25 protein-coding genes are annotated in these 21,829 nt (G+C 29.9%); 8 read left to right on the top strand and 17 right to left on the bottom strand.

Annotation, left to right across the window (positions count from 1 at the left end):
* Positions 1 to 198: 198 nt before the first annotated feature.
* From HYG84_RS09700 to HYG84_RS09690, 3 genes are all read right to left on the bottom strand, one after another.
* A complete protein-coding gene (locus HYG84_RS09700) occupies positions 199 to 414 on the bottom strand; it encodes an alpha/beta-type small acid-soluble spore protein (RefSeq protein WP_212376373.1) in 216 nt (71 codons plus the stop codon).
* 475 nt (positions 415 to 889) lie between these two features.
* Positions 890 to 2,053, bottom strand: a complete 1,164-nt coding sequence (locus HYG84_RS09695; protein WP_212376370.1) for an MFS transporter — start codon at positions 2,051 to 2,053, stop codon at positions 890 to 892.
* A gap of 114 nt (positions 2,054 to 2,167) precedes the next feature.
* Positions 2,168 to 2,386, bottom strand: a complete 219-nt coding sequence (locus HYG84_RS09690) for a hypothetical protein (protein ID WP_212376367.1) — start codon at positions 2,384 to 2,386, stop codon at positions 2,168 to 2,170.
* 419 nt (positions 2,387 to 2,805) lie between these two features.
* Between HYG84_RS09690 and HYG84_RS09685 the strand changes: the two genes are divergently transcribed.
* A complete protein-coding gene (locus tag HYG84_RS09685; RefSeq protein ID WP_212376364.1) occupies positions 2,806 to 3,090 on the top strand; it encodes a DUF1657 domain-containing protein in 285 nt (94 codons plus the stop codon).
* Positions 3,091 to 3,161: 71 nt separating this feature from the next.
* On the opposite strand, the gene HYG84_RS09680 is transcribed toward HYG84_RS09685, so the two are convergent.
* The 5 genes from HYG84_RS09680 to HYG84_RS09660 form a co-directional block, all read right to left on the bottom strand.
* Complete coding sequence (locus HYG84_RS09680; protein ID WP_212376361.1) at positions 3,162 to 3,926, bottom strand: DUF1385 domain-containing protein; 765 nt, start codon at positions 3,924 to 3,926, stop codon at positions 3,162 to 3,164.
* A 259-nt stretch (positions 3,927 to 4,185) separates the two neighbouring features.
* On the bottom strand, positions 4,186 to 5,538 hold the full coding sequence (locus tag HYG84_RS09675) for a TldD/PmbA family protein (protein ID WP_212376358.1): 1,353 nt from the start codon (positions 5,536 to 5,538) through the stop codon (positions 4,186 to 4,188).
* Position 5,539: 1 nt separating this feature from the next.
* A complete protein-coding gene (locus HYG84_RS09670) occupies positions 5,540 to 6,931 on the bottom strand; it encodes a TldD/PmbA family protein (RefSeq protein ID WP_212376354.1) in 1,392 nt (463 codons plus the stop codon).
* 66 nt (positions 6,932 to 6,997) lie between these two features.
* The gene (locus HYG84_RS09665; RefSeq protein ID WP_212376351.1) at positions 6,998 to 7,912 is read right to left on the bottom strand and encodes a hypothetical protein; all 915 of its coding nucleotides are present in this window, start codon (positions 7,910 to 7,912) and stop codon (positions 6,998 to 7,000) included.
* Between the two features lie 70 nt (positions 7,913 to 7,982).
* Positions 7,983 to 8,864 (bottom strand): Cof-type HAD-IIB family hydrolase, encoded by an 882-nt coding sequence (locus HYG84_RS09660; RefSeq protein ID WP_212376347.1) that lies wholly within the window; start codon positions 8,862 to 8,864, stop codon positions 7,983 to 7,985.
* A 307-nt stretch (positions 8,865 to 9,171) separates the two neighbouring features.
* Between HYG84_RS09660 and HYG84_RS09655 the strand changes: the two genes are divergently transcribed.
* The 4 genes from HYG84_RS09655 (at position 9,172) to HYG84_RS09640 (ending at position 13,003) form a co-directional block, all read left to right on the top strand.
* A complete protein-coding gene (locus tag HYG84_RS09655; protein WP_212376344.1) occupies positions 9,172 to 9,678 on the top strand; it encodes a ferritin in 507 nt (168 codons plus the stop codon).
* Between the two features lie 356 nt (positions 9,679 to 10,034).
* Complete coding sequence (locus tag HYG84_RS09650) at positions 10,035 to 11,255, top strand: cation:proton antiporter (RefSeq protein WP_212376342.1); 1,221 nt, start codon at positions 10,035 to 10,037, stop codon at positions 11,253 to 11,255.
* A 150-nt stretch (positions 11,256 to 11,405) separates the two neighbouring features.
* Positions 11,406 to 11,789 (top strand): hypothetical protein, encoded by a 384-nt coding sequence (locus HYG84_RS09645; RefSeq protein ID WP_249168575.1) that lies wholly within the window; start codon positions 11,406 to 11,408, stop codon positions 11,787 to 11,789.
* A gap of 32 nt (positions 11,790 to 11,821) precedes the next feature.
* Positions 11,822 to 13,003, top strand: a complete 1,182-nt coding sequence (locus tag HYG84_RS09640) for a cation:proton antiporter (protein ID WP_212376339.1) — start codon at positions 11,822 to 11,824, stop codon at positions 13,001 to 13,003.
* A gap of 18 nt (positions 13,004 to 13,021) precedes the next feature.
* On the opposite strand, the gene HYG84_RS09635 is transcribed toward HYG84_RS09640, so the two are convergent.
* Together HYG84_RS09635 and HYG84_RS09630 are read right to left on the bottom strand one after the other, a co-directional pair.
* The gene (locus tag HYG84_RS09635) at positions 13,022 to 13,219 is read right to left on the bottom strand and encodes a Spo0E family sporulation regulatory protein-aspartic acid phosphatase (protein WP_212376336.1); all 198 of its coding nucleotides are present in this window, start codon (positions 13,217 to 13,219) and stop codon (positions 13,022 to 13,024) included.
* Between the two features lie 312 nt (positions 13,220 to 13,531).
* On the bottom strand, positions 13,532 to 15,229 hold the full coding sequence (locus HYG84_RS09630; protein WP_212376334.1) for a PAS domain-containing sensor histidine kinase: 1,698 nt from the start codon (positions 15,227 to 15,229) through the stop codon (positions 13,532 to 13,534).
* A gap of 486 nt (positions 15,230 to 15,715) precedes the next feature.
* Here HYG84_RS09630 and HYG84_RS09625 point away from each other — a divergent pair, with 486 nt between their 5' ends.
* Positions 15,716 to 16,333: an ABC transporter ATP-binding protein gene (locus HYG84_RS09625; RefSeq protein WP_212376331.1), complete on the top strand. Its 618-nt coding sequence runs from the start codon at positions 15,716 to 15,718 to the stop codon at positions 16,331 to 16,333.
* Between the two features lie 101 nt (positions 16,334 to 16,434).
* Here HYG84_RS09625 and HYG84_RS09620 read toward each other — a convergent pair whose 3' ends face one another.
* The 3 genes from HYG84_RS09620 to HYG84_RS09610 form a co-directional block, all read right to left on the bottom strand.
* Positions 16,435 to 16,638 carry a hypothetical protein gene (locus HYG84_RS09620; protein WP_212376329.1) on the bottom strand — a complete coding sequence of 68 codons (204 nt, stop codon included), beginning with the start codon at positions 16,636 to 16,638 and terminating at the stop codon, positions 16,435 to 16,437.
* Between the two features lie 250 nt (positions 16,639 to 16,888).
* Positions 16,889 to 17,014: a hypothetical protein gene (locus tag HYG84_RS20865; protein WP_442860805.1), complete on the bottom strand. Its 126-nt coding sequence runs from the start codon at positions 17,012 to 17,014 to the stop codon at positions 16,889 to 16,891.
* 234 nt (positions 17,015 to 17,248) lie between these two features.
* Positions 17,249 to 17,422, bottom strand: coding sequence for a hypothetical protein (locus HYG84_RS09610; RefSeq protein WP_212376327.1), 174 nt, complete (start codon positions 17,420 to 17,422; stop codon positions 17,249 to 17,251).
* A 582-nt stretch (positions 17,423 to 18,004) separates the two neighbouring features.
* Here HYG84_RS09610 and HYG84_RS09605 point away from each other — a divergent pair.
* Entirely contained in the window at positions 18,005 to 18,163 is a 159-nt protein-coding gene (locus HYG84_RS09605; protein WP_212376325.1) for a hypothetical protein, read from the top strand.
* A gap of 407 nt (positions 18,164 to 18,570) precedes the next feature.
* Here HYG84_RS09605 and HYG84_RS09600 read toward each other — a convergent pair whose 3' ends face one another.
* The 4 genes from HYG84_RS09600 to HYG84_RS09585 form a co-directional block, all read right to left on the bottom strand.
* Positions 18,571 to 19,152 (bottom strand): DUF4269 domain-containing protein, encoded by a 582-nt coding sequence (locus HYG84_RS09600; RefSeq protein ID WP_212376323.1) that lies wholly within the window; start codon positions 19,150 to 19,152, stop codon positions 18,571 to 18,573.
* Positions 19,153 to 19,274: 122 nt separating this feature from the next.
* Complete coding sequence (locus HYG84_RS09595; protein WP_212376321.1) at positions 19,275 to 19,697, bottom strand: GNAT family N-acetyltransferase; 423 nt, start codon at positions 19,695 to 19,697, stop codon at positions 19,275 to 19,277.
* 66 nt (positions 19,698 to 19,763) lie between these two features.
* The gene (locus tag HYG84_RS09590) at positions 19,764 to 20,327 is read right to left on the bottom strand and encodes a hypothetical protein (protein ID WP_212376318.1); all 564 of its coding nucleotides are present in this window, start codon (positions 20,325 to 20,327) and stop codon (positions 19,764 to 19,766) included.
* A 131-nt stretch (positions 20,328 to 20,458) separates the two neighbouring features.
* The gene (locus HYG84_RS09585) at positions 20,459 to 20,731 is read right to left on the bottom strand and encodes a GNAT family N-acetyltransferase (protein ID WP_249168755.1); all 273 of its coding nucleotides are present in this window, start codon (positions 20,729 to 20,731) and stop codon (positions 20,459 to 20,461) included.
* A 601-nt stretch (positions 20,732 to 21,332) separates the two neighbouring features.
* On the opposite strand from HYG84_RS09585, the gene ybaK reads away from it, so the two are divergent.
* A complete protein-coding gene (gene ybaK / locus HYG84_RS09580) occupies positions 21,333 to 21,809 on the top strand; it encodes a Cys-tRNA(Pro) deacylase (protein WP_212376315.1) in 477 nt (158 codons plus the stop codon).
* Positions 21,810 to 21,829: the final 20 nt, after the last annotated feature.

Raw genomic sequence — 21,829 nt, 5'->3', positions numbered from 1 at the left:
AACCCTAAAATTACACTATTGCTCTACAACGCTTCATATTGCAATTAAAATTTATACTAAATTTTTAAGTACTCCATATATTATCAATGTCCTGTTACATTACGAACCCTCTCTATTAGAAAAATTATATTTCCTTAAACCATAAAAAACAAAGCGAAGCATGTTTAGCTTCGCTTTGTTTTTTGTTATTAATAGATATTATTTTCCGCTTAATTGTCTTTGAGCAGTCTCAACTAATCTTTTAGTCATGTAACCGCCAACATATCCGTTTTGTCTAGATGTTAGGTTACCTTTATCAGTACTCTCATAGTTGCTTAATCCTAGTTCGCTAGCGATTTCTGCCTTCATTGAGTTTAAAGCTTGTCTAGCTTCAGGAACTACTATTTTGTTAGAACTTCTGTTGTTATCTGTCATAATGTTATGTCTCCTCTCTAATTTTACATTTAAAATATTAGTAGCTGAGTGCTACATTCATATTATCTGTAGTCTTTCTACTTTTACACATTGTAAATTTTGCTAACAAAAGTAAAATTTAGGTTATATTTTAATAAACTTAGTTTACCGAAAAAATCACCCTCAGAAAGAATATACAGTATCTATTCCTTACCTTTTTTAGTATATCTAAAAATTTTTATTTTACCATTATTAATAATATATAGTCCATCTAAAAGACTACATTGTAAAAAACAACTTCTCCCTTTTTATACTTTTTCTAATGATAGCACCTGTAATCATTTCTAATTGCTTACTTTCTAAATTAGAAAAAATCGGCACTTTTTTGGCACACATTTTATGCTAACAATTCATACAGTGTAAACTACATGATTTAACCTTGTCCATAGTATTACCACCAAATCTATTAAAATAACTATTTTATAATATAGTACCTTTAAATTTGATTTTCAAAAGTAATATCTTTCTTTAATATCAAAACCAATGCAACAGTTATAAGTAAAAATAAAGCAACTAGTCTAAATCCTACGTTTACTCCAAACATATCATTAATCTGACCAATTACTGCATTCCCTATCATATTTGTTGCAGAACTAATAGTTATAACTACTCCAATAACTGTACTCGCTCCCTTATCAAATTCCTTTAATAATAAAGCAAATGTAGTAGGATAAATGATTGAGAAAAAAAATCCAGATAATGAAATAAGGATAACTAATTGTTTTGAGGCTGTAGTACCTATAATAAATAGTAGTAAAGCTATTATTAAAAATGCAATTATACTTCTAAAATACCCCAATTTTTCTACTATAAAACCACCTATAAGCCTTCCAAAGGTAAAAACTCCAAAAAATAAAGAAAGATATGTTGCACTTTTTAATGAATCAATATTTTTGCTAATCTGAAGATAAGTTGTTAGCCAGTTTGCAACACCCAACTCGGCAGCTACGTAAAATCCAAGTACAAATGAAAATAATAAAACTTTCTTATTACGTAATACTTCCATTAAAGGAACCTTTTCTTCAGAACGTACTCCTTCTATCCTTGGAAAAGTACTAGTTAATACAAATATTGTATAGATTACTATTATTATTAAAGTTGCACTGTAAATTTCTTGCCAAGACCATTTATAGTCTAAGGCTACACCTGCATAACGTGGTCCAATTGTAGCGCCTAATCCATAAAAGAAATGTAATAAATTCATCATCATACCCTGATTGTTTTTAAATACAACAGGTGTAAGTGTATTTGCACCTATACTTATGCTTCCAAAACCATAATTTAGTATAGCTACAGAAACTATAAAAAAAATATAACTTCTTGAAACAGCCATTCCCAATGTTCCTAATGTTATAAGTAAAACGCCTAACAATAATAGCCTCTTTTGTCCTAATGAATCTGCAGTATTCCCACCAAAAAAATTCGCTATAACATATCCTAAACTAGCTATAAATAAAAAAATACCTATCTCTTTATAATCTATATGATAAAAGTTTTGAATAGACGGTATTAACACACCTCTAATACTTTCTAAAATTCCTAACAAGATCATAGAAAAAAATGTAATCGCAATTAATATATTAATTTGGTATTTTTTCATCTTTTATCCTCCTGTAATTTATCTGGTCTATCCTATATTGTATTTGATTTTTGATAAAATAAAAAGGTATTTAAATAAAAAATGCCAGACACTGTCTGACATCTTTCAACTGAATTAAAATTTAAAAAAGTTTCCTCCGCCAAAGACTAGTATTATCACTAAGAAAATAAGTAGTAGACTATTATCAAATCCGCCAAAGATTCCACCTATACCGCAACTTCCTCCACTAAATAAAATGAAAATTACAATAAGTATTAGAAATATATTATTATTTCTTCCACCAAATCCCCCGAACAATGAACTTAAAAAGTCATTTTTATTAGCTTCAGCCATATTTACACCCCTCCGTATATTTATATTTATATTTATATTTTCATATCTATTTCATACTATGCAGAATTCAATAAAATGTGATAACTATTATTTATTTGATTTTGTGATTTCTGTCATATAAAGTTTATAATAAGTAAATTATTATAGTTATAGAGTAAATTTTAAGTAGGATTATACATGAGTGCTTTTTTAGGACTCATACATTATTGGCTATTTAATAAAATTTTTTAAAAATAGTATTAACCTATTGAGTTTTTTATAAAAACCATAAAAACAGACTATATAAATCTCAGTCTGTTTTTATGGTTTTTTTTACAATGTAATAAATCTTAAATATATTACCATACTAATAAAGGATACAAATCCACAAATATTTTAATTTAAATATTTGATAATATAATATTAGGAGGGGTCTAATAATGACTACACTGAATAAATTAGAACAAGCTTTAACTTCCGCTAAAGGTCTTCAATCTGATCTTAAAACATTTTCATTAGATACAGAAGATCAACAAGCTCAGCAAATGTTTAACCAATTATCAACAAGCTTAGAAAATACAGTTCAATTGTTACAATCTCGTATGGATTTTGTAACAAGCGAAGAACCTCAATATTTACAAGAATCTATGGGACTACAAAACCAACCTCAAAATAATGCTAGTTCCAGTTTAACTAGTAATAAGGATCACCACAGCCTAAAATAAAACGGTAAAATCAAAGATATAAAGTGCTTAAAGTATAATTTTGATTTAGGTGGAATTTTACTCTACCTAAATCAAATTTTCCTTATACCTTTAGTTACTTCAGATTGATATATATAGTATCCTCTCTGTAATTGATTAAAAGTACCTATAGCAACCTCAATTTCCTCTTCTCTAGGTTCTAGTGCAGTAACCCACTGAAGAATTTGAATATATTTATCCCACCTAAAATTTTTTAGTGCTAAAATTTTTGTTATTTGAAGAGCAATTAAAAAAATAATAACTATGGCTGTTAATGAATCTACATTTAAAACCCATATTGGTATATATAATAATAGAAATATACTAGCTATATTAGAACCGCACCTTTTGTTAAATCTAGAAGCCTTTTTTATTAAGTATAGGTCTACATATCCATGTTCCACAAAACAATTAATTGCCTTATGCTCTGCACCATGATATCTAAATACTCTCAATATCCTTTTATAATTTAATGCTACTATAATTAAAGTAGTTATAATAAAATAAATACCCAATTTACTACCATAGTAGTCTAAATACTTATCTATAAAAGTTAAATCCATGATTTCGTCCATTAGATAAAATCCTATTAAAAACAAAAATAAGCTTTTTATTTTTTTGTCTAATACCTTCCATTGATAATACGCTACTAGAATTCCTCCCAGAATAAATTTATTTTCTAATTTTCTTAGCCACTTTGGAGGCACTATCCATTCTATATCATAAATAATATCATTATTCTTCCTACTTCCCTTAATTTTAAATACATCACAAAAAAAAGTGATCCCATTAAAGTGAGAATATCCACCTATTTTCATATTTACACATCCTACTTTTCTAATATTTGAATATATACTCTATAGTATAGCCTAATTTATCATTTAAAAAAAGAGAACATATTATGTTTTGGTATGCTTGCAGAACATGATTTAGGAAGGTTGTTTGTAAAAAATCTAGAAAATACTTTAATTGAATCTGAATTTAATAGAACAACTAGAAGCTTATGTGCACTCATTTTTCTTAATTGGTTAATAATAACAAAAGCTAATGTATGCTTCAACATTAGCTTTTGTTTTTTTACTCTCCTGCTACAGATATATTTTTTATCTTTAAAGTAGGTGAACCTATGTATCCAGCACTTGGGAATGTAAATGCAAGGTCATCACCAACAGCTTCAATATTTTGCAATACTTCATAAAAATTACTAGCAATTGTAATTTGATTAACCGGTCTTTCTATCTTGCCATCTTTAACGTAATATCCTTTAGCTGCTAATGAGAAATCTCCTGAAACAGGATTTGCACCAGCGTGGAGCCCCTCTAATTCTGTAATAATTAGACCTTCATTAATTGAATTCATTAAATCTTCGTATGTATTGAGTCCTGGTTGTATATAAAAATTCGAAGGTGCTATTGTAATTGTGCCTTTATATGAAGCTTTATACCCATGTCCAGTAGATTGAACTCCTTCCTTTTCAGCAGTCTTTAAATTGTGAAGTAGACTATGTAATATTCCCTCTTCAATTACTGACACCTTCTCACTTGCAACACCTTCACTATCAAAAGATCGATTTGCTACTCCATCAACCATAAATGGGTCATCTATAATGGTAAGTGGCAAACTTCCGATTGCTTCCCCAAGCTTATTTTTTAATAAAGAGCGGCCCTTTTGAACGTTTTCTGCTGAAAAGACACCTACGAAAGTTCCTAGTAAATCTGCAGCTGCGGTATTTTCTAATAATATAGTATAGCTTTTACTCTCAACAGGCTTTGCTCCTAAGTAAGAAATAGCTCTATCTACTGCTTTTTTTGCTAGAGACTCGGCATCAAAATCTCTAAAATTTTGACCTACCTTAAATGCGTCAGCACTTTGAATTTCTTCTTTTTCCTGGACAACAGCCGACAAGTATGCCACAGCAATATTTGATTTTTCCTTTTTATTTAGTTTATTAGTATTATACAGCATCTTCTCATTCTCATAATCTTTGTATGTACAATAGCCTACATTTACAACTCTTTTATCTAATTCATAGGCTTTCTTTTCTACTTCCTTTATAAAGTCAAGCTTACGTTCTGTAGGTATATTTGCTAGCTCTTCTGAATATAAATCAATTTTGTTATAAAGTTTTGATCCTTTAAATATGATTTCATTATCATCACTTTCAATAATTTCAGCATTTTCCTTAGCTATTTCTATCAAAATTTCCGTAGCACTTTCATCAATTTTTTCCGTGTAGGCATATCCCATCTGTCCATTATAAAGTCCTCTAAAGGATATACCTCCTTCTTGTGATGTTGAATAATCATCTACTTCTCCTTTAAAGACTCTGCAGCTAAATTCACTATTACTTTGATAATATACTTCCATATCAGTAAAACCTTCATTTTTTCCATGTTCAAAGATTAGTTCCTTTAGTTTATCTATATCCATACTATTTCTCCCCCTTTCTGCCACCGACAGTAATTTCGCTTACTCTAATTGTAGGCTGGCCAACATCTGTAGGTATTGATCCACTAGCAGAGCCACACATACCTTGACCATAATCCAGGTTGTTTCCCACCATATCAATTTTATGAAGTATATTAGGACCATTTCCTATTAAAGTAGCTCCTCTTAATGGTTTGTCTATTTTACCATTTCTAACCAAATACCCCTCCATAACGGCAAAGTTAAAGTCTCCAGTAGCAGGATTAACCGATCCTCCTCCCATATATTTTGCATAAATACCAAACTCTGTATTGGCAATAATCTCTTCTGGAGTGGAATTACCAGCTGCTATATATGTATTTGTCATTCTAGATGTAGGAGCAAATTTATAGGATTGTCTACGTGATGAACCTGTTACATCCATTTCCATTCTTCTAGCATTTAATTTGTCTATCATATATCCTTTTAGAATACCATTTTCTATTAATATGTTCTTTTTAGTCGGTTCTCCTTCATCATCAATATTAGAAGATCCCCAAGCATTCGGAATTGTTCCGTCATCTATAGCAGTAACAACGCTAGATGCCACCTTTTCCTCAATTTTATCTGCGAATACAGAATTCTTTTTGGCCACGGAAGTTGCTTCTAACCCATGACCACAAGCTTCATGAAAAATAACTCCACCAAATTTATTATCTATTATTACTGGAAACTTACCACTTGGGCAAGGCTCTGCATCTAACATTGTAATTGCAATTCTAGATGCTTCTCTTGCGTACTCTTTAACATCTATTTTATCATAGAATTCAAATCCCATATGTGCACCTGGACCATATGAACCTGTTTGCATCTCATTATTTTTAGAAGCTATAGATTGAATTGCAATTCTTGTTCTAACCCTCTGGTCTTCTGCAAATCTACCTTCAGAATTAGCAACTAATATTTTTTGATCCTCATCTATGTATCTTATAGTAACCTGAGAAATACGATCACTATAACTATTGGCAGCTTCATTGGCTTCCCTCATTACATTAACCTTTTTACTTTTACTAATTGTATTTGGTAAGTATTTTATTGGATTAATATTTTCATAATTATATTTTGTAAAATCCAACACAATATCTTGTTTAAAGCCTTGGATTGCTCCACTAGCTTTAATAGCTGTATCTATTAACACTTCTCTAGTATGCTGGTTTGTATATGCATATACACTATTTAACCCTTTAAAAATTCTAATTCCAATACCAAAATCTCTACCAGAAATACTGCTATCCACCTTACCACCTATCATAGTGATACCTGTATTGTACTTGTCCTCTACAAATACCTCCGCAAAATCTCCCCCTGTTGATAATGCAGCCATAATTATGTCTTCTATAAGCCTTTTATCTAACATATACTCCCTCCTTTTTAGTACTTATTAAACATTACTTTTAAAAACCCTCTTAAATATTTTAAAAATTTAAATAATTACAGCCTCCGTATTTTCTAAAGTGGCTACAGTTCTTTTCAAAAGATTTATTATTTTTAATACATCCTCTGCATACTTCCCATTTTTATCTTTAGTTTCAATCATACGGTATGTAAAATACTCAATATCCTTGTATAAAGTATTCTTTGTGGCCTCGTGTAAAGCTTCCATATTTTTCTTCATCAAGTGGGCTAACTTAGTTTTTTCATCTTTTCTAACTTTTAATATATATTCTAAAGTTTTATATGTTATAACTCCTAATGCAATGGATGTACCTATCCCTATTATTAATGAATACTTACCTGTCCTCCTTTTCATACCTAAATCTCTTAGCCCTGAAATTGTCCCTAAAAGTCCTAGTCCCTTAAATGTCCCGCTATAGTATATAATGGTTAGCGGAATACCTAATGCGGTAGCAGTCGATATGGTCTTTTTAGTTATCTCTTTAAATTTATTATCACTTATAGCATCATCAAAAAAACAACGGTCTAGTTCATATTCTTCTTCAAAGAAAGAAAGTTGTTCCTTAGAAATATCAAAGTAATCTTGAATATCTTTTAAAAGTCTTTTTTCATCTTCTGTTTCAATATAGTTAGCCTTCATAATAATAATTAGATCCTTCATTAAAGAAAAACGGAAAATATTTTTTTCTTGATCATTTAAATGCGTATCTAAATCTATTTCTTTAGATATTTCAATAAAACCTATTTCTTTTTCCATAATAAATTTCATTAACTGTATCCGCTCCATGGACGGTAATTGAATTTTATTTATGATTGTATAAAGCTTGGATATTTTTAATTGATCGTAATTCTCATCCGTCAAAGTCATAAGGCTTAATATTTTGCTATATATTAATTTAATATTTAGTGGCATATTCTCTAAATCTCTTATCTTTTCTTTCATTGTTTTTTATCCCCTCTCTAATTACTAAGTAAACTTGTTTCAAGTTTTGAAACAAATATATCTATTTAAATTATTCCATAGCAACTTCCTTGAGTTTAATTACCTTTTCATATATTAAATGAGCCACTCCATCTTCTTCATTAGTTTTTGTAATCCAATCTGCATGTTCTTTTATTTCTGCTTCACTATTTCCCATGGCTACACCCAAACCCGCATATTTTATCATAGTAAGATCATTAAAGTTATCTCCAACCGTCACTATTTCATCTGAAGAAATATTTAACTTTGATAATAATTTTGCAAGACCGTGAGCCTTAGTAGCTCCTTTGTCTAAGATTTCTATGTTGTCTTTACCAGAACTAGACACATCAATACCTTCTACATTAGCTAGTTTTGCCTTTATACTATTAATTTTTTCACTGTTTCTACTTACTACAAATATACTCGTTATTTTTCCACCATTATGAATAAAAGAGTTAAAATTAACTTTTTTATGGGTATTAGAAAATAAAACTTCATAAATAGGACGCCAAAACGCCTTAATTTTAGATTTTTCTACCCTAGATACATAGTTACTAACCATTTTAATTCGCTCGTATATACTTTTAATGTAGTAATATTCCTCATCACTGGCATGGAAATATACATCTTCTTTTTCCAATATTCTAATCACCTTTTGTAAAACCGTTTGTTTCATATAAGTAGTTGAAACTATTTGTCTGCTTTTATTTCTAATAACAGATCCATTATTACTAATAAGCCAACATGGAAAATCTAGTTGTTCTAAGTACTGCTTAACTGTGGCAAAGGATCTTCCAGTGCATACGACAACTTCAATGCCTTCCTTATGCAAATCTCTCATAGCCTTTAAATTTACTTCCGATATTTCCTTCCTATAATTTAGCAATGTTCCATCCATATCGGTTGCAAAAATCCTGTATGGTTTATACATTTTCATATCCTCCTGTAATCTTCTCTATATACATTATAGCTTTTTTATGTTAAAATACCAAATACTATCATATTTTAAATAACTACCATATTAATTAAATAGTCCTTTAAGTAGTAATACTGTGCTTGATTTGAATAAACATAAATTTAGTAAAAATATCTGATTTGTGTTTATTTTTAATTTTTTTGTGTAAATATTATATAGGAATCATTAAAATACAGGTATATTCATAGGATATTTTGATAGCCTATGATATAATAATAACAAAATACATAATAAAATAAACTTATATTGGGAGGGTTATATTATGGTTTCAGAAAAATTATTAGATACTTTTAATCAACAACTAAAGTATGAATTTGAAGCTGCTAATATTTATTTAGCTATGGCAGCATATTGCAAGGCTGAGGATTTAGAAGGCTTTGCTAACTTCTTCATAGTTCAAGCTGAGGAAGAAAGATTCCATGCTATGAAATTTTTTAACTTCATCGATGAAATAGGAGAAAGAATAGTTATGTCTGGTTACGACAATCCAAACAATTCCTATGATTCACTAGAAGATGTTTTTACTGCAGCATTAAAGCATGAACAAAAAGTTACAGCACAAATCAACAATCTTATGAGTTTAGCATTAGAAGAAAAACACTATGCATCAGTTAACTTCCTAAATTGGTTTATTGATGAGCAAGTAGAAGAAGAGGCTATGTTCTCTGCACTTATTGCTAAGATAAAAAGAGTAACAAATAGTCCTGAAGGAATTTATATGCTAGATAACGAACTAGCTCAAAGAACTTTCGTTCCTCCAGCAGAATAAAAAATCTGTCTGATGCTATTGTATAGACTTTTGAAAAACATCCCTATGGATGTTTTTTATTGCTTAGGAAAGTATAAATTTTTAGTTATTGAGAGGTTTTTAAAGAAGTATAAGGTTAATAATATTTTAAGCACTTGAAATTTTAATAACCACATACTTTATTATAACTTAGGTAGTTGAAAAAGATTGATATATTGTATACAATGTTAATTGAGATGCTAAATTTAGAAAGCTGGTGATTAAAATGCATGCGTTACCTTCTAGCTTAAGTAAAACTAGAGATTTATTCTTTTTATTTTTAGCTTTATAACTGCTGTATTACACATATTAATTTACTACATAGGGGGAAATATAAATTGGATGTACTTTTTAAAATAAGCATCGTATTATTAGTAGGTATTCTTGGCGGAAGATTAGCTAAACGCTTTAGTCTTCCTAATGTAACTGGATATTTAGTAGCTGGATTATTTATTGGTCCATCTTTTTTTAAGTTAATTACGGACCAAGATGTTCAGGCTTTTTCAATTATCAATCAAATTGCATTAGCTGCTATTGCTTTTAGTATAGGTAGTGAGTTTGACTTAAAGGATATGCTAAAAGTAGGTAGAAGTATTGTTATTATTACATTAGCTGAAGCTATTGGAGCAATACTTTTAGTATTTATAGTGACATATTATATATTTGATCAATCCTTTGTATTCAGTATTGTAATAGCATCAATGTCAGCTGCTACAGCTCCCGCTGCTACAATTATGGTAATTAGGCAGTATAAAGCTAATGGCCCTTTAACTAGAACTATATTACCAGTTGTCGCAATAGATGATGCTGTTGGTATTATGGCCTTCGGTATTGCAATGTCTATGGCTAAATTATCACTTGGATCAATGGACAGCTCATTTTTACAGATGATTGGCAATCCACTTATTGAAATTTTTGGTTCTCTTATATTAGGCTTTATATTAGGAATCTTATTAACATATGTAGCAAACAGAGCAAATAGTCAAGAAGAGCTGTTATCAATGATGCTAGCATCAATTTTTGCTGGAACAGGCATAGCTAATGCACTAGCTCTATCACCTCTTTTAACTTGTATGATGCTTGGAGCAACACTTGTAAATTTAATGCACAATTCAAACCGTGTATTTACAATTGCAAATGATTTCACACCTCCAATTTACTTATTATTCTTTACATTGGCAGGAGCAAGTTTACATTTAAGTGTTCTAGCTAAGGTTGGAGCATTAGGTATAGGATACATTATAGCAAGGGCTGCTGGTAAAATGGTAGGGGCTGCCTTAGGCTCAAAGGCAGTAAAGGCAGATGATGTAATTGTTAAATATTTAGGACTTGCCCTATTGCCACAGGGTGGCGTTTCCATAGGTTTGTCTATGATTGTTAGACAGCAACTCCCTCAATTTAGTGAAGCCATAACCACTGTTATTCTTTTTAGTGTATTTGTATATGAAGTTTCTGGCCCTATTCTATCGAAGATTGCAATTCAGAAAGCTGGAGAAATTAACGGAGCAGAAAGAGCCACAGATAGTATATTAGAAAAAACTATAGAACAAGCCTGTTAGTATAGAAGTTTTTTCTTATTATATTACTTAAAAGCACTTATTATATTAGGTGCTTTTTACATTTTTCTGATTTAAAGATATATATTAGCTTATGTAGTATTGCATCTAAAGAAGTTGAAAAAAATTAATATTTTGTATACAATAAAAATAGTGACTACGATACTGAAAGAAGGTGATGAAATGCATATATTATTTTTAGTTCTTAATGAAACAGAATACCTAGATGATATTTTATCTGCATTTGTAGAAGTTGGAGTAAAAGGCGCGACTATTTTAGATAGTCAGGGAATGGCAAGTGCTATTGCTAGCAATGTAAACCGACAAATTCCTCTGTTTGGATCATTAAAAAGCTTTTTAGATAGCTCACGACCATACAATAAAACGGTTTTTACAGTAGTTGAAAGCCAAGAACTTCTAGACAAAGCTATTAATGCTATTAACGGTGTTATTGGTGATATCTGTAAGCCAGGTATAGGCCTTATGTTTACAGTTCCTGTCGGAAACGTTTATGGCTTACCGAAAAATACTAAGTAGCATTAATCTTAAAATATGGAGGCGTATTAGAATTGAATTTGTTGTTGAAAATTGGTATCATCCTGTTGATTGGAGTATTAGGAGGTAGATTAGCTAAGTACCTCCATCTCCCTTATGTTACTGGTTATTTAGTGGGAGGTTTGTTGATAGGTCCATCAATTCTTGGGATAGTTTCTGATCTAGATGTAGAAAGTTTTGGAGTTGTTAACGAAGTCGCTTTAGCATCAATTGCATTTAGCATAGGTAGTGAATTTAATCTTAAGGATCTAGCAAAGGTAGGAAAAAGAATTGTTATTATTACATTAGCCGAAGCTCTCACCGCAGTTTTATTGGTATTTTTAACAAGCCATTATATATTAGGAGAGTCTTTTGCATTTAGTCTTGTACTAGGAACTATTGCAGCAGCTACAGCTCCTGCAGCAACAGTAATGATAATCAGACAATATAAGGCTGAAGGTCCTCTAACTAGAACCCTCTTACCTGTTGTAGCCATCGATGACGCTGTATGCGTTATAGCATTTGGTATTGCAATGGCCATTGCTAAATTATCCTTTGGTACAAGTGACTCTCCATTTATTCAAATGATGTTGCAACCAATTATAGAAATCCTAGGATCACTTGGTATAGGCTTTATTCTAGGAGTACTTCTTACATTCTTAGCTAACAAAGCCCAAAATCAAGAAGAACTATTAGCCTTAGTTTTAGCTTCTATTGTAGCAGGTAGTGGATTAGCTTCAGTTTTTCATCTCTCTGCTTTACTTACATGTATGATGATGGGAGCAACGCTTGTTAATTTAATGCATAATTCCAAACGCGTATTTTCTCTTATTAACGACTTTACTCCTCCAATATATTTGTTTTTCTTCACATTAGCAGGGGCTAGCTTGCATTTAAATGTTCTTACAAAAGTTGGTGCCTTAGGAATAGGTTATATTGTAGCTAGATCTCTTGGTAAAATTATTGGCGCCGGCTTATCTGCTAAAGCTACGGGATGCGATGATAATGTTGTAAAATATTTAGGTCTTGGACTTTTACCACAGGCTGGTGTAGCTATTGGCCTATCTATGATTGTACGCCAGGAATTACCCCAGATAGGCGTTGCATTAACAACAGTAGTCCTCGGTGGTGTACTATTTTATGAAGTGTTCGGACCAGTATTAGCTAAATATGCTATCCAAAAATCTGGTGAAATTAATGGTGGAAAAGCTAATTAAATTTAAACCCAATACCTCTCATTCATGAGTGGTATTATTTTTTTTAGCATAATTATATCTTTCTGTTTCTTGAATAATTATCTCATCTAAAACTTGACTAATTTTAACTATCTCATCTGTAATTATTCCATTACTGTCATCCAACATTCTATGTAATTCATCTTTTAATATATCTAACTGGATTTTACTTTTTTCTTTAGTTTTCATTGTGTCCAAACTCCTTTAGTCTTTTATTTTTACCAATTTATCGCATATTCCGTAACCAAAGACCAGTTCAAATATAAGCCTATAAATGTTAACTCTAAAATAAGATTTAATAAATTTAGGTTAAAAGAGTCTGCAAATTCCTATTAGCTCTACATTACCATATTACCATATTACCATTTATTACCCAATTTTTCAAACATATGTTCTTTTTTTGCTATTTATATGATTATAGTGTATAATTATAAGCTTTTTACCCTCTAGACTATAGGTTAAACATATAAAAAAGAACCCCTTTTTAAAAGGTTCTTCTCCTGTTATGTTCTATGTATAAATATCAGAGAATTCAATATTAATTCGTTCTACGTGTCTCTTTATATTTTTATTATCTTGGCTCATCATTCCAAAATCTTTTCTATTATTAGAATCAGAAACTAGTTTTGCTGGCATTTCTATAATAAATTCACTGCCCTTACCATATTCACTTTTAACACTAACGCTGCCGCCATGCATCTCTACAAAGGATTTTACTAGAGATAAACCAATACCACTTCCCTCATGATTTCTAGTTAAGGACTTGTCTGCTTGTCTAAAACGATCAAATATGATATCTAATTTTTCTTCTGGAATTCCTGTTCCCGTATCCTTAACGGAAATCATTAGTTTGTCCTTTTTATCATATACATAAACCTCTATTTTATCTCCTTTATCTGTAAACTTTAAAGCATTAGATAAAAGATTCAACATAATTCTTTCTAACTTATCCGGATCAAAACCCATTATCTTTTCTTCTATGTCAGTATCAAATATTATTTCTACTCCTATATTCCCAGTATAATAGTTGGCCACCGATAGTACTATGTCCTCTATAACTTTTACTATATCAACATTTTGTAGGGTTAATGTAAAAAATCCCGAATCAATTTTTGTAATATCTATTAAGTTGTTTATTAATCTTAAAAGCCTAAAACAATTTTGTTTCATAGTTCCGACTAGTTTCTTTAATTTATGCGGATTTAAGATAAATTCATCCTCATATTTATCTACTAACTGCAGTGAACCTAAAATTACATTAATCGGCGTTCTAAGTTCGTGAGATATATTAGCAAAGAATTCAGTCCTTAATTTATCATATTCCATCATTTCATTCATCTTTTCTTTGTCCTCTTCAGCCTTTTTTAAAAGCCTTTCCTTTTCTTTTCGCTCTGTAATATCTGTCAAAATTGTCATTATAACCTCTTCGCCATCATATTGTATAAGGCTTAAGTTCATACTAACATCTACCACCTTTCCAGTGGTGGTTACAATTTTAATTTCCTTCTCTAATACTTTCTCCTTTGACTTTTTTATTTTATCAATTTTTTTTATTATAACATCCTTAAAGTCTTCATGAATAAAATCCTTGATAGATACTCCAATTAATTGCTTTCTATTAGATACTTCAAATAAATTAGCTCCAGCTTTATTTACAAAGATAAATCTATCACCTGTATGCACCATAATAGCATAAGGAGATAGTTGCACTAATCTTTTATATCTTTCCTTACTTTCCATTAGCTCTTTTTCGTATTGTATCCTCTTTGTAATGTCAAACACTATATTGTGAATTAATTCTTGATCATTTAGTGTAAATGGATTACTGAAAACCTCGATATCCTTAACCTTTCCACTAGCGACTCTATGCTGCGTAGTAAATCTTTTTTCTATATTATTTCTTGTCTTTTCAATTCTATCACCTATTTCTTCATATGTTGAAGTGTTAATATCATTAATACATTTAGATAAAAATTCTTCCTTGCTGTAGCCATAAAATTTACAGGCAGCATCGTTAACACTAACAATTTTTCTAGTAGTTGCTTCAAATATTATCATAATTAAATCCCCATTACTAAAATGCCAACTATCTGTTTCACATGTTCCATTTTCTTTATCATTAAGGTAACTACTTAATAATCTAGCTGTATTGCAGCTATGCACTGTGGTGTCTTCACTATAATCGCTTTGTCCCCCTGTGACTAGCATTTTTAATTCCTCCCTATAAAATGACTAATTTCTTTATAATGCATATACAAGTATAAATTTTATTAATATACACTTTTCATAAAATTAACTACAATGAAGGCTTCATTGATTTAAAAGATTTTGTAGAAGTCTTTATTATATATTCTATATAGATGGTATAAGTATTCGACAATAAATTATATATTCCTGTAATTATAGAAATATTTTACATATATTTATATGTATTTTGTAGGATGGTATTTAACTTATGTAGGTTTTAATACTAAAATAATATTTACAAAATAAAACAATAGTATATAATAACATTACCAAGTATTAGTACCTAGTCTCAATACTTGTATTTGTATATCAATTGATGAAGGGATATTATGGAACTATACCAATTGTTTAATGAAGAATAGTAGAGAGGAACACAATATCTCCCTATTCATATTATATAGCATATAGATTTACTATGCATTGATATTGTCTAGAGGAGGTAACTACATGAACAATGGAAAATTTGTTGAAATAAGAAATGTATCTAAAATCTATCACACTTTGGACGGAGAAACAAAAGCACTTGATGACCTTACTTTCGATGTTAATAAGGGCGAAATCCTTGTTATCGTAGGTCCCAGTGGTTGCGGTAAGTCAACGATTTTATCTATAATTGCCGGATTAATAAAGCCTAGTTCGGGCGAAGTATTTATTGATGGTAATAAGATAGATGGAACAAACAAGAGTATTGGATATATGTTTCAAAATGATCATCTATTCCCTTGGCGAACTATTATTGAAAATGTAATGATTGGATTAGAAATCCAAAATAAAGTAAATGATGAGTCAATAAAGCGTGTTACATCACTACTTGATACTTATGGATTAGCTGATTTTAAAGATCATTATCCCAATCAGTTATCTGGTGGAATGAGGCAAAGAGTTGCATTAATTAGAACTCTAGCAATTGAACCAAATTTATTGCTATTGGACGAACCCTTTTCCGCATTAGATTATCAGAATAGACTTGCTGTTAGTGACGATATTACTAACATTTTACGTAGAGAAAAAAAGACAGCCATAATGGTAACTCACGATATATCAGATGTGATATACATTAAATGACTACTAAAAATTTAAGTTAAAAATATTAATGTTTATTTTAAACATGAAATAGAAAAGTGGGTAAAGCCTAAGCTCTACCCTAATTCTGTTAGTCTATCTATTTAGTTAAAGAAAAAGCCACGTCCACAACTACAAAATAGTACAACAAGTAGTAGGAAGAAGAATAGTAAACTATCTCCAGATTCTGCAAAAAGACCACAGTTACAGAAAATTATTACTAAGATCAAAAAGAAGAAAAGTAAGCTACTTCGATTTCCAAAAAAACCACCGCCGCAACCTCCACCCTTTCCAAGAATTTCGCTCATTTATGACACCTACCTTTTCTTATTTTAAGTACTGCTAAATACACAACTTAGTTTATCTTTTAGGAGTATACTTAGCTGTAATATATACTATGAAATTTCATATAAATTGTGATATATCTGCGTAAAAATAAAAAAAAGATAGAGCCTAAGCCCTACCCCAATTATGCTCCCTTTATCTTTTACAATCATAAAATTCACGTCCACACATCGCTGTAAAAACATGGCACATGTCGCAAGTGCTCTTTAGTGCTTATTTACTTTGCAAAGCTTCTGCCCAGCGAACGATTACCCCCATATCATTTAGTTGACTCTTACCAGTCTCTAGCCTACTGACTGCCGATTTTGTAAGATATAGCTTGTCCTCTAACTGTGTAATTAAAATTCCTTTTTCTACCCTTACGTCTCGTAAAACTTATCCGATGTACATTTTTAAAAAATCTCCTTTCTAATTTCCAATTCGTCAACTTTTGCTTAGATTTCCATTTTGTGTAGTACAATATAATAAACGATTAATACTTCTCACCTAAACACTTTCTTATCTCAAAATCAGACAATATACCTCCATTCTTGTTTCTAATTAATCTCTTTAGTTCAAGTAATAGCTTAAACATTAGTTATTCCCATCCTTTCTTTCTAAATCTTCTAGTAAGCTTTTATATACTTGAAGCTTATTTTCTAAATCTAAGTGCGCTACTTGTCTTTCAATAAAATCAGCCATAGCCATCGCTTTTAATACTTCGACATCATGCTCTCCCGGTATGATCCTTACATTAATTTCTTGCATATTAGCACCCCCTATTAAAACATATGAATCTGCTAGATTGTACTATTCATTAGCATGTTGCTATCTATTGCATATATTTGATTTGACATACACATAAATTAAAAGAAGAGCAGATACCTGTTGAGTTAAGAGGAATCGGTGTTGAATATATAACTCTTGCTAAGTGAACCAAGGAAAAATGTTTAACTCCTCAAGAAGTCGAAACAATGATAGAAGATATTAAGAAAATCAAAAATGACAACCAATATGATTGTCATTTTTCTCATTTTCCTGTAATCTTTTAAATACAATGTTGGCATAGAACCATCCTTTTTTCTATTTTTACATTAATTTTACCACCTTCTGCTTAATTATTATATTAGCTTGACAATAGCACATATCATGTTCGCTATAGAGAATATGGCAAAGGTAATGTTATTTGGACTTTTTATAGCTCTATGAAAAATAACTTGCAATGCAGCATTTATGTTGCCTTCATCCTAAACTTTATTACATTACAAACATCTTTCTGGGTAAACATAAAGATATACAACTAATGTTACATTATTAAAGTAAACTAGTAAGTAAGGAGGATGCAAACAGATGGCAAAGTATATATTAGCATGTCAAACTTGTAAATGTTCAGATTTTGAGATTATTGAAAAAGTAAAATCTATTCAATGTACTAACTGCAAAGATGAAATTGATTTATTTAAACTTAACTTTCATTTATCAAAAATAGTAGACCCAGTAGAACCTTAAAATAGGCTCTAAAATGCTTTATGATACATTGTTTCTACGCATATAGTAAATACTTATACAAAAATAAAATTTGTTAAAATCAAAATACAAATCAGATAATCGGCAATAAAAACTATAGATTACCTAAGGTAATCCTAGGTAATCTATAGTAAGATTTACATTATATTAAATTTAAAAATGCCATTTCCGCATATACCTAAAAATATTAAGGTCGACTTTAATCTCTATCGTCAAAAGTGTGTAATCCGCAACTAATTAAAGTCAAAAAATGATAGTTGAAGCCATTAAGGGATTTTTATTTTTCGCTCTGTTAGACTTAATTGTTGATTTGGTACATTAAATAAGATAGTTTAATTAGACTATCTTATTTATTGCAATTTAGGAAGATTACGAAACATATTAGGTTATTATTTAGTATACATCTTATATAATTCTTCATCACTATACATTTCAAGCACTAATAATTGTTCGTAGGGGTTGCCTTGTAAATTTAATACTTTTGCAAATGCTGGCTCTGTTTTCAAGCCCTTAATCTTTAAACTAATTATTTCTTTTTTAAAAGCCTCTCCATACAAATTTATTAGTCTATCTTCTATAATCATATGCCTATATCCATTTGTTTTATCTGTATCTTCATTAGAGCCATAAATTTCTATCTGAATATCATTTACTATAAAACTGCATACTAACACCTTATCTTCCTTATGTGTAATTTTAAAGTTTATATATTTTCTAAAATTACTTACTAATACTTCCTCAAACACATCAAAATTATCAACTTTACAAACTATGTCTATATCACTGTTTTCTATGTCAATCTCTATAGGTATTGTTCCTACCAATATAGGTATATAATCATTTAATATATCTAAAACCTTTGTATTTATAAGTATTTCATAAATCTTCTTTTGTTTAACATTTCCATAATTTAAATAAGATATATCTTTCCAATTTTTGTTTTTCATATAAACTCCTTTGTATTCCAACATTAGTTGATAATTTTCTACAACTACGGCTTAATTTATAAAAAATATGAATTACTATTTCGTAATTTAAGCATATTAGTTTCTATGATAATAAATCAGATAACATCATATTTATTTTATATGTTTTATGTTTCATTTAATGTCTTTTCCATAAAATACTTTTCATTTATTAACGGATAACCCTTCTGGATATATACTATTTTATACCCGTATTTTAAATAAAATGGCTTCGCTTGAAAATTCATAGTAGTTAAAAATGCCTTTGTACACTTATTTTTCATTCCTATTTTTTCTGCTTCAAATAATAGTTTCTTACCTAATCCTTTTCCACGTTGGTCATCTTTGACCCATAAAAAATCAACTTCTAACCATCGTCCAACAATAGTACACACAATTCCACCTATTAGTTCATTATATTCATCTATTTCTGAAATAGTAAAGTTAGGTTCATCTTTTATTTCAAAAAAATGAGAATTATAATCTTGTAACTTTCTACAAATTTTTAATATATCATCTTCTGATGGAGATAAATTCAAGATATGTTTCATCAACTTTCCCCCTCTTCTTAATGAATAATATATAACTGTTACGTCTAAAAAAATAATGCATACTTGTCAATTTGCTTCTATCTCTCTAATTAAATCTTTGAAATATAATCCAACTTGAAGAATCTGTTCATCGCTTAATTCAATCACTTCATTGCTATATTCAGCAAACTCTAATCTCCCTAATTCAGTATAATCTGGAGCGGGCTCAAATTTCTTTTCAATAATTTCATCTGTAACAAGGTTTATTTTGAAATACACATAAGGACCGTCAAGAGCTCCTGTGACAGACCCAGTAGATTTAATCATAGATAAGGTTAAAATTTTCCCATCCGCGCTTATTGAAACTCCACCCTCATTCGATATACCAAATTCCTCAAAAACTTTTAATCCAGCGACATATATTGACCTATCCTGATAATTATATGATAAAATATCTGCGACTTCTCCATCAATAATCTCATAAAAACTTTTATCTAAAGTATTCTCTTGAAAAGTAGTCCCTAAGTCTTTAATCATTTCAAAGGCTTCTTCTGACTCATTAATGGACTCATTTTTTTCTCCACATCCTACTAATACAAACCAACTTATTATAATTATAATACTTGTAAAAAAACAGATTTTTCTTTTCATAATTTAATTTCCCTTTCCTTACCTAGCATAATTCATCAATCATTCAGCATCATTTATTTTAGATTTATATCTTTCTCTAAATAGAACAAAGATTAAATTGTTCATTAATAGTTTTAACAATTACCCATTCATTATAAATCAATCCAAAACCGTCTTATAATATTTCCATTATCTTCTATTTCTTCAGATTCAAAAATCCCGCCGCTTTTTACAATTGTTTTTTCAGATACTATATTATCTTTATTACAGGTTACAAGAACTCTTTTCATCCCCATATCTTTAGTAACTTCTAATGCTAAAGATAGCATTACACCGCCATATCCTTTTCCTCTATAACTAGGTCTTATTGCTCCACCCATATGTCCATCTATTCTTAGTAAATAGTCATTTAATCTATGTCTAATATTTACAGCACCTATAACTTTATTATTATCTATTAGCCAGTATGTTGAATTTTCAACTTGATTTTCCTTAGGGTTACTCTCTTCTTATTAATCATGATATATTACCCCCTTTATTTACTTCGCATAATACATCTTTATCTAAATCCAACAAGAAAATTATACCATATTTTCTATATTGTTATAGCAAATTTCTATTTTACTTAAGGCATTTATCTTATAATTCATAACTAATTAAAATCAAAAATAATAGTTAAAGCACTTATGGGCCTTTTATTTTTGGCTCTGTTAAACTTAATCGTTGATTTTGTACACTAAGTAAGGCAGTCTAATAATTGGCTGCAACTAATGAAGAAAATACGACATAAGTGTTAGAATTTAAAGTAAGCATAGTGTCCTTTGAAAACTGAGTAATACGGTATTTAAGAATTAAGAATTTATTATAGCAATGTAGAAAATATGGTATAATTTTCTTGTTAGATAAGTCGGATTAGTCGATTATGGAGAACTCAAAGAGGAATTGGCTAATAAGATATAAATTGAAATTTAGCAGAGTATGGGTTCTACTAAAATATTAGTAGAATTTTGAATAGGAGGAACAAGTATGAGCGAAAAAACAAATGTAATGCGAGTGTTGGATAAAAAAAAGATTAAATATGGTATCTATGATTACGCTGATACTGGAGCTGTGAGTGGCACTGATGTTGCAGAAACATTGGGACAAAATCCCGAACAAGTTTTCAAAACGTTAGTGACAATAGGTAAAACAAAAGAACACTATGTTTTTGTCATTCCTGTAAACAGAGAACTTGATTTAAAAAAAGCTGCTAGAGTCGTAGGGGAAAAATCTATTGAAATGATTAAATCTAACGATTTATTGGCCTTAACAGGATACATTCATGGTGGTTGCTCACCGATTGGAATGAAAAAGTTTTTCAAGACGACGATTGATAAGTCAGCCAAAAATTTTAGTACATTCTGTTTTAGTGCTGGCAAAATTGGTTATCAAGTAGAAATTACACTTGATGACTTGAGTAAGGTTATAAGATATCAACTTGCAGACATTACAACTTTGAATTGATGGAAAAAATGTTATGATAA

It is taken from the genome of Alkaliphilus sp. B6464 (assembly GCF_018141165.1).
Taxonomy (GTDB): Bacteria; Bacillota; Clostridia; order Peptostreptococcales; family Natronincolaceae; genus Alkaliphilus_B.
The sequence above is the reverse complement of the archived record's forward strand: the minus strand, read 5'-3'. Positions and strand labels throughout refer to the sequence as shown.

Bases quoted from the DNA above. Each gene is read 5' to 3' on its own strand.
- HYG84_RS09595 (WP_212376321.1), bottom strand. From the start codon at position 19,697: ATGAAACATATCTTGAATTTATCTCCATCAGAAGATGATATATTAAAA.
- HYG84_RS09605 (WP_212376325.1), top strand. From the start codon at position 18,005: ATGGCAAAGTATATATTAGCATGTCAAACTTGTAAATGTTCAGATTTT.
- HYG84_RS09625 (WP_212376331.1), top strand. From the start codon at position 15,716: ATGAACAATGGAAAATTTGTTGAAATAAGAAATGTATCTAAAATCTAT.
- HYG84_RS09600 (WP_212376323.1), bottom strand. From the start codon at position 19,152: ATGTTGGAATACAAAGGAGTTTATATGAAAAACAAAAATTGGAAAGAT.
- HYG84_RS09610 (WP_212376327.1), bottom strand. From the start codon at position 17,422: ATGCAAGAAATTAATGTAAGGATCATACCGGGAGAGCATGATGTCGAA.
- HYG84_RS09620 (WP_212376329.1), bottom strand. From the start codon at position 16,638: ATGAGCGAAATTCTTGGAAAGGGTGGAGGTTGCGGCGGTGGTTTTTTT.
- HYG84_RS09630 (WP_212376334.1), bottom strand. From the start codon at position 15,229: ATGCTAGTCACAGGGGGACAAAGCGATTATAGTGAAGACACCACAGTG.
- HYG84_RS09655 (WP_212376344.1), top strand. From the start codon at position 9,172: ATGGTTTCAGAAAAATTATTAGATACTTTTAATCAACAACTAAAGTAT.
- HYG84_RS09685 (WP_212376364.1), top strand. From the start codon at position 2,806: ATGACTACACTGAATAAATTAGAACAAGCTTTAACTTCCGCTAAAGGT.
- HYG84_RS09680 (WP_212376361.1), bottom strand. From the start codon at position 3,926: ATGAAAATAGGTGGATATTCTCACTTTAATGGGATCACTTTTTTTTGT.
- HYG84_RS09590 (WP_212376318.1), bottom strand. From the start codon at position 20,327: ATGAAAAGAAAAATCTGTTTTTTTACAAGTATTATAATTATAATAAGT.
- HYG84_RS09660 (WP_212376347.1), bottom strand. From the start codon at position 8,864: ATGTATAAACCATACAGGATTTTTGCAACCGATATGGATGGAACATTG.
- HYG84_RS09665 (WP_212376351.1), bottom strand. From the start codon at position 7,912: ATGAAAGAAAAGATAAGAGATTTAGAGAATATGCCACTAAATATTAAA.
- HYG84_RS09700 (WP_212376373.1), bottom strand. From the start codon at position 414: ATGACAGATAACAACAGAAGTTCTAACAAAATAGTAGTTCCTGAAGCT.
- ybaK (WP_212376315.1), top strand. From the start codon at position 21,333: ATGAGCGAAAAAACAAATGTAATGCGAGTGTTGGATAAAAAAAAGATT.
- HYG84_RS09670 (WP_212376354.1), bottom strand. From the start codon at position 6,931: ATGTTAGATAAAAGGCTTATAGAAGACATAATTATGGCTGCATTATCA.
- HYG84_RS09695 (WP_212376370.1), bottom strand. From the start codon at position 2,053: ATGAAAAAATACCAAATTAATATATTAATTGCGATTACATTTTTTTCT.
- HYG84_RS09675 (WP_212376358.1), bottom strand. From the start codon at position 5,538: ATGGATATAGATAAACTAAAGGAACTAATCTTTGAACATGGAAAAAAT.
- HYG84_RS09690 (WP_212376367.1), bottom strand. From the start codon at position 2,386: ATGGCTGAAGCTAATAAAAATGACTTTTTAAGTTCATTGTTCGGGGGA.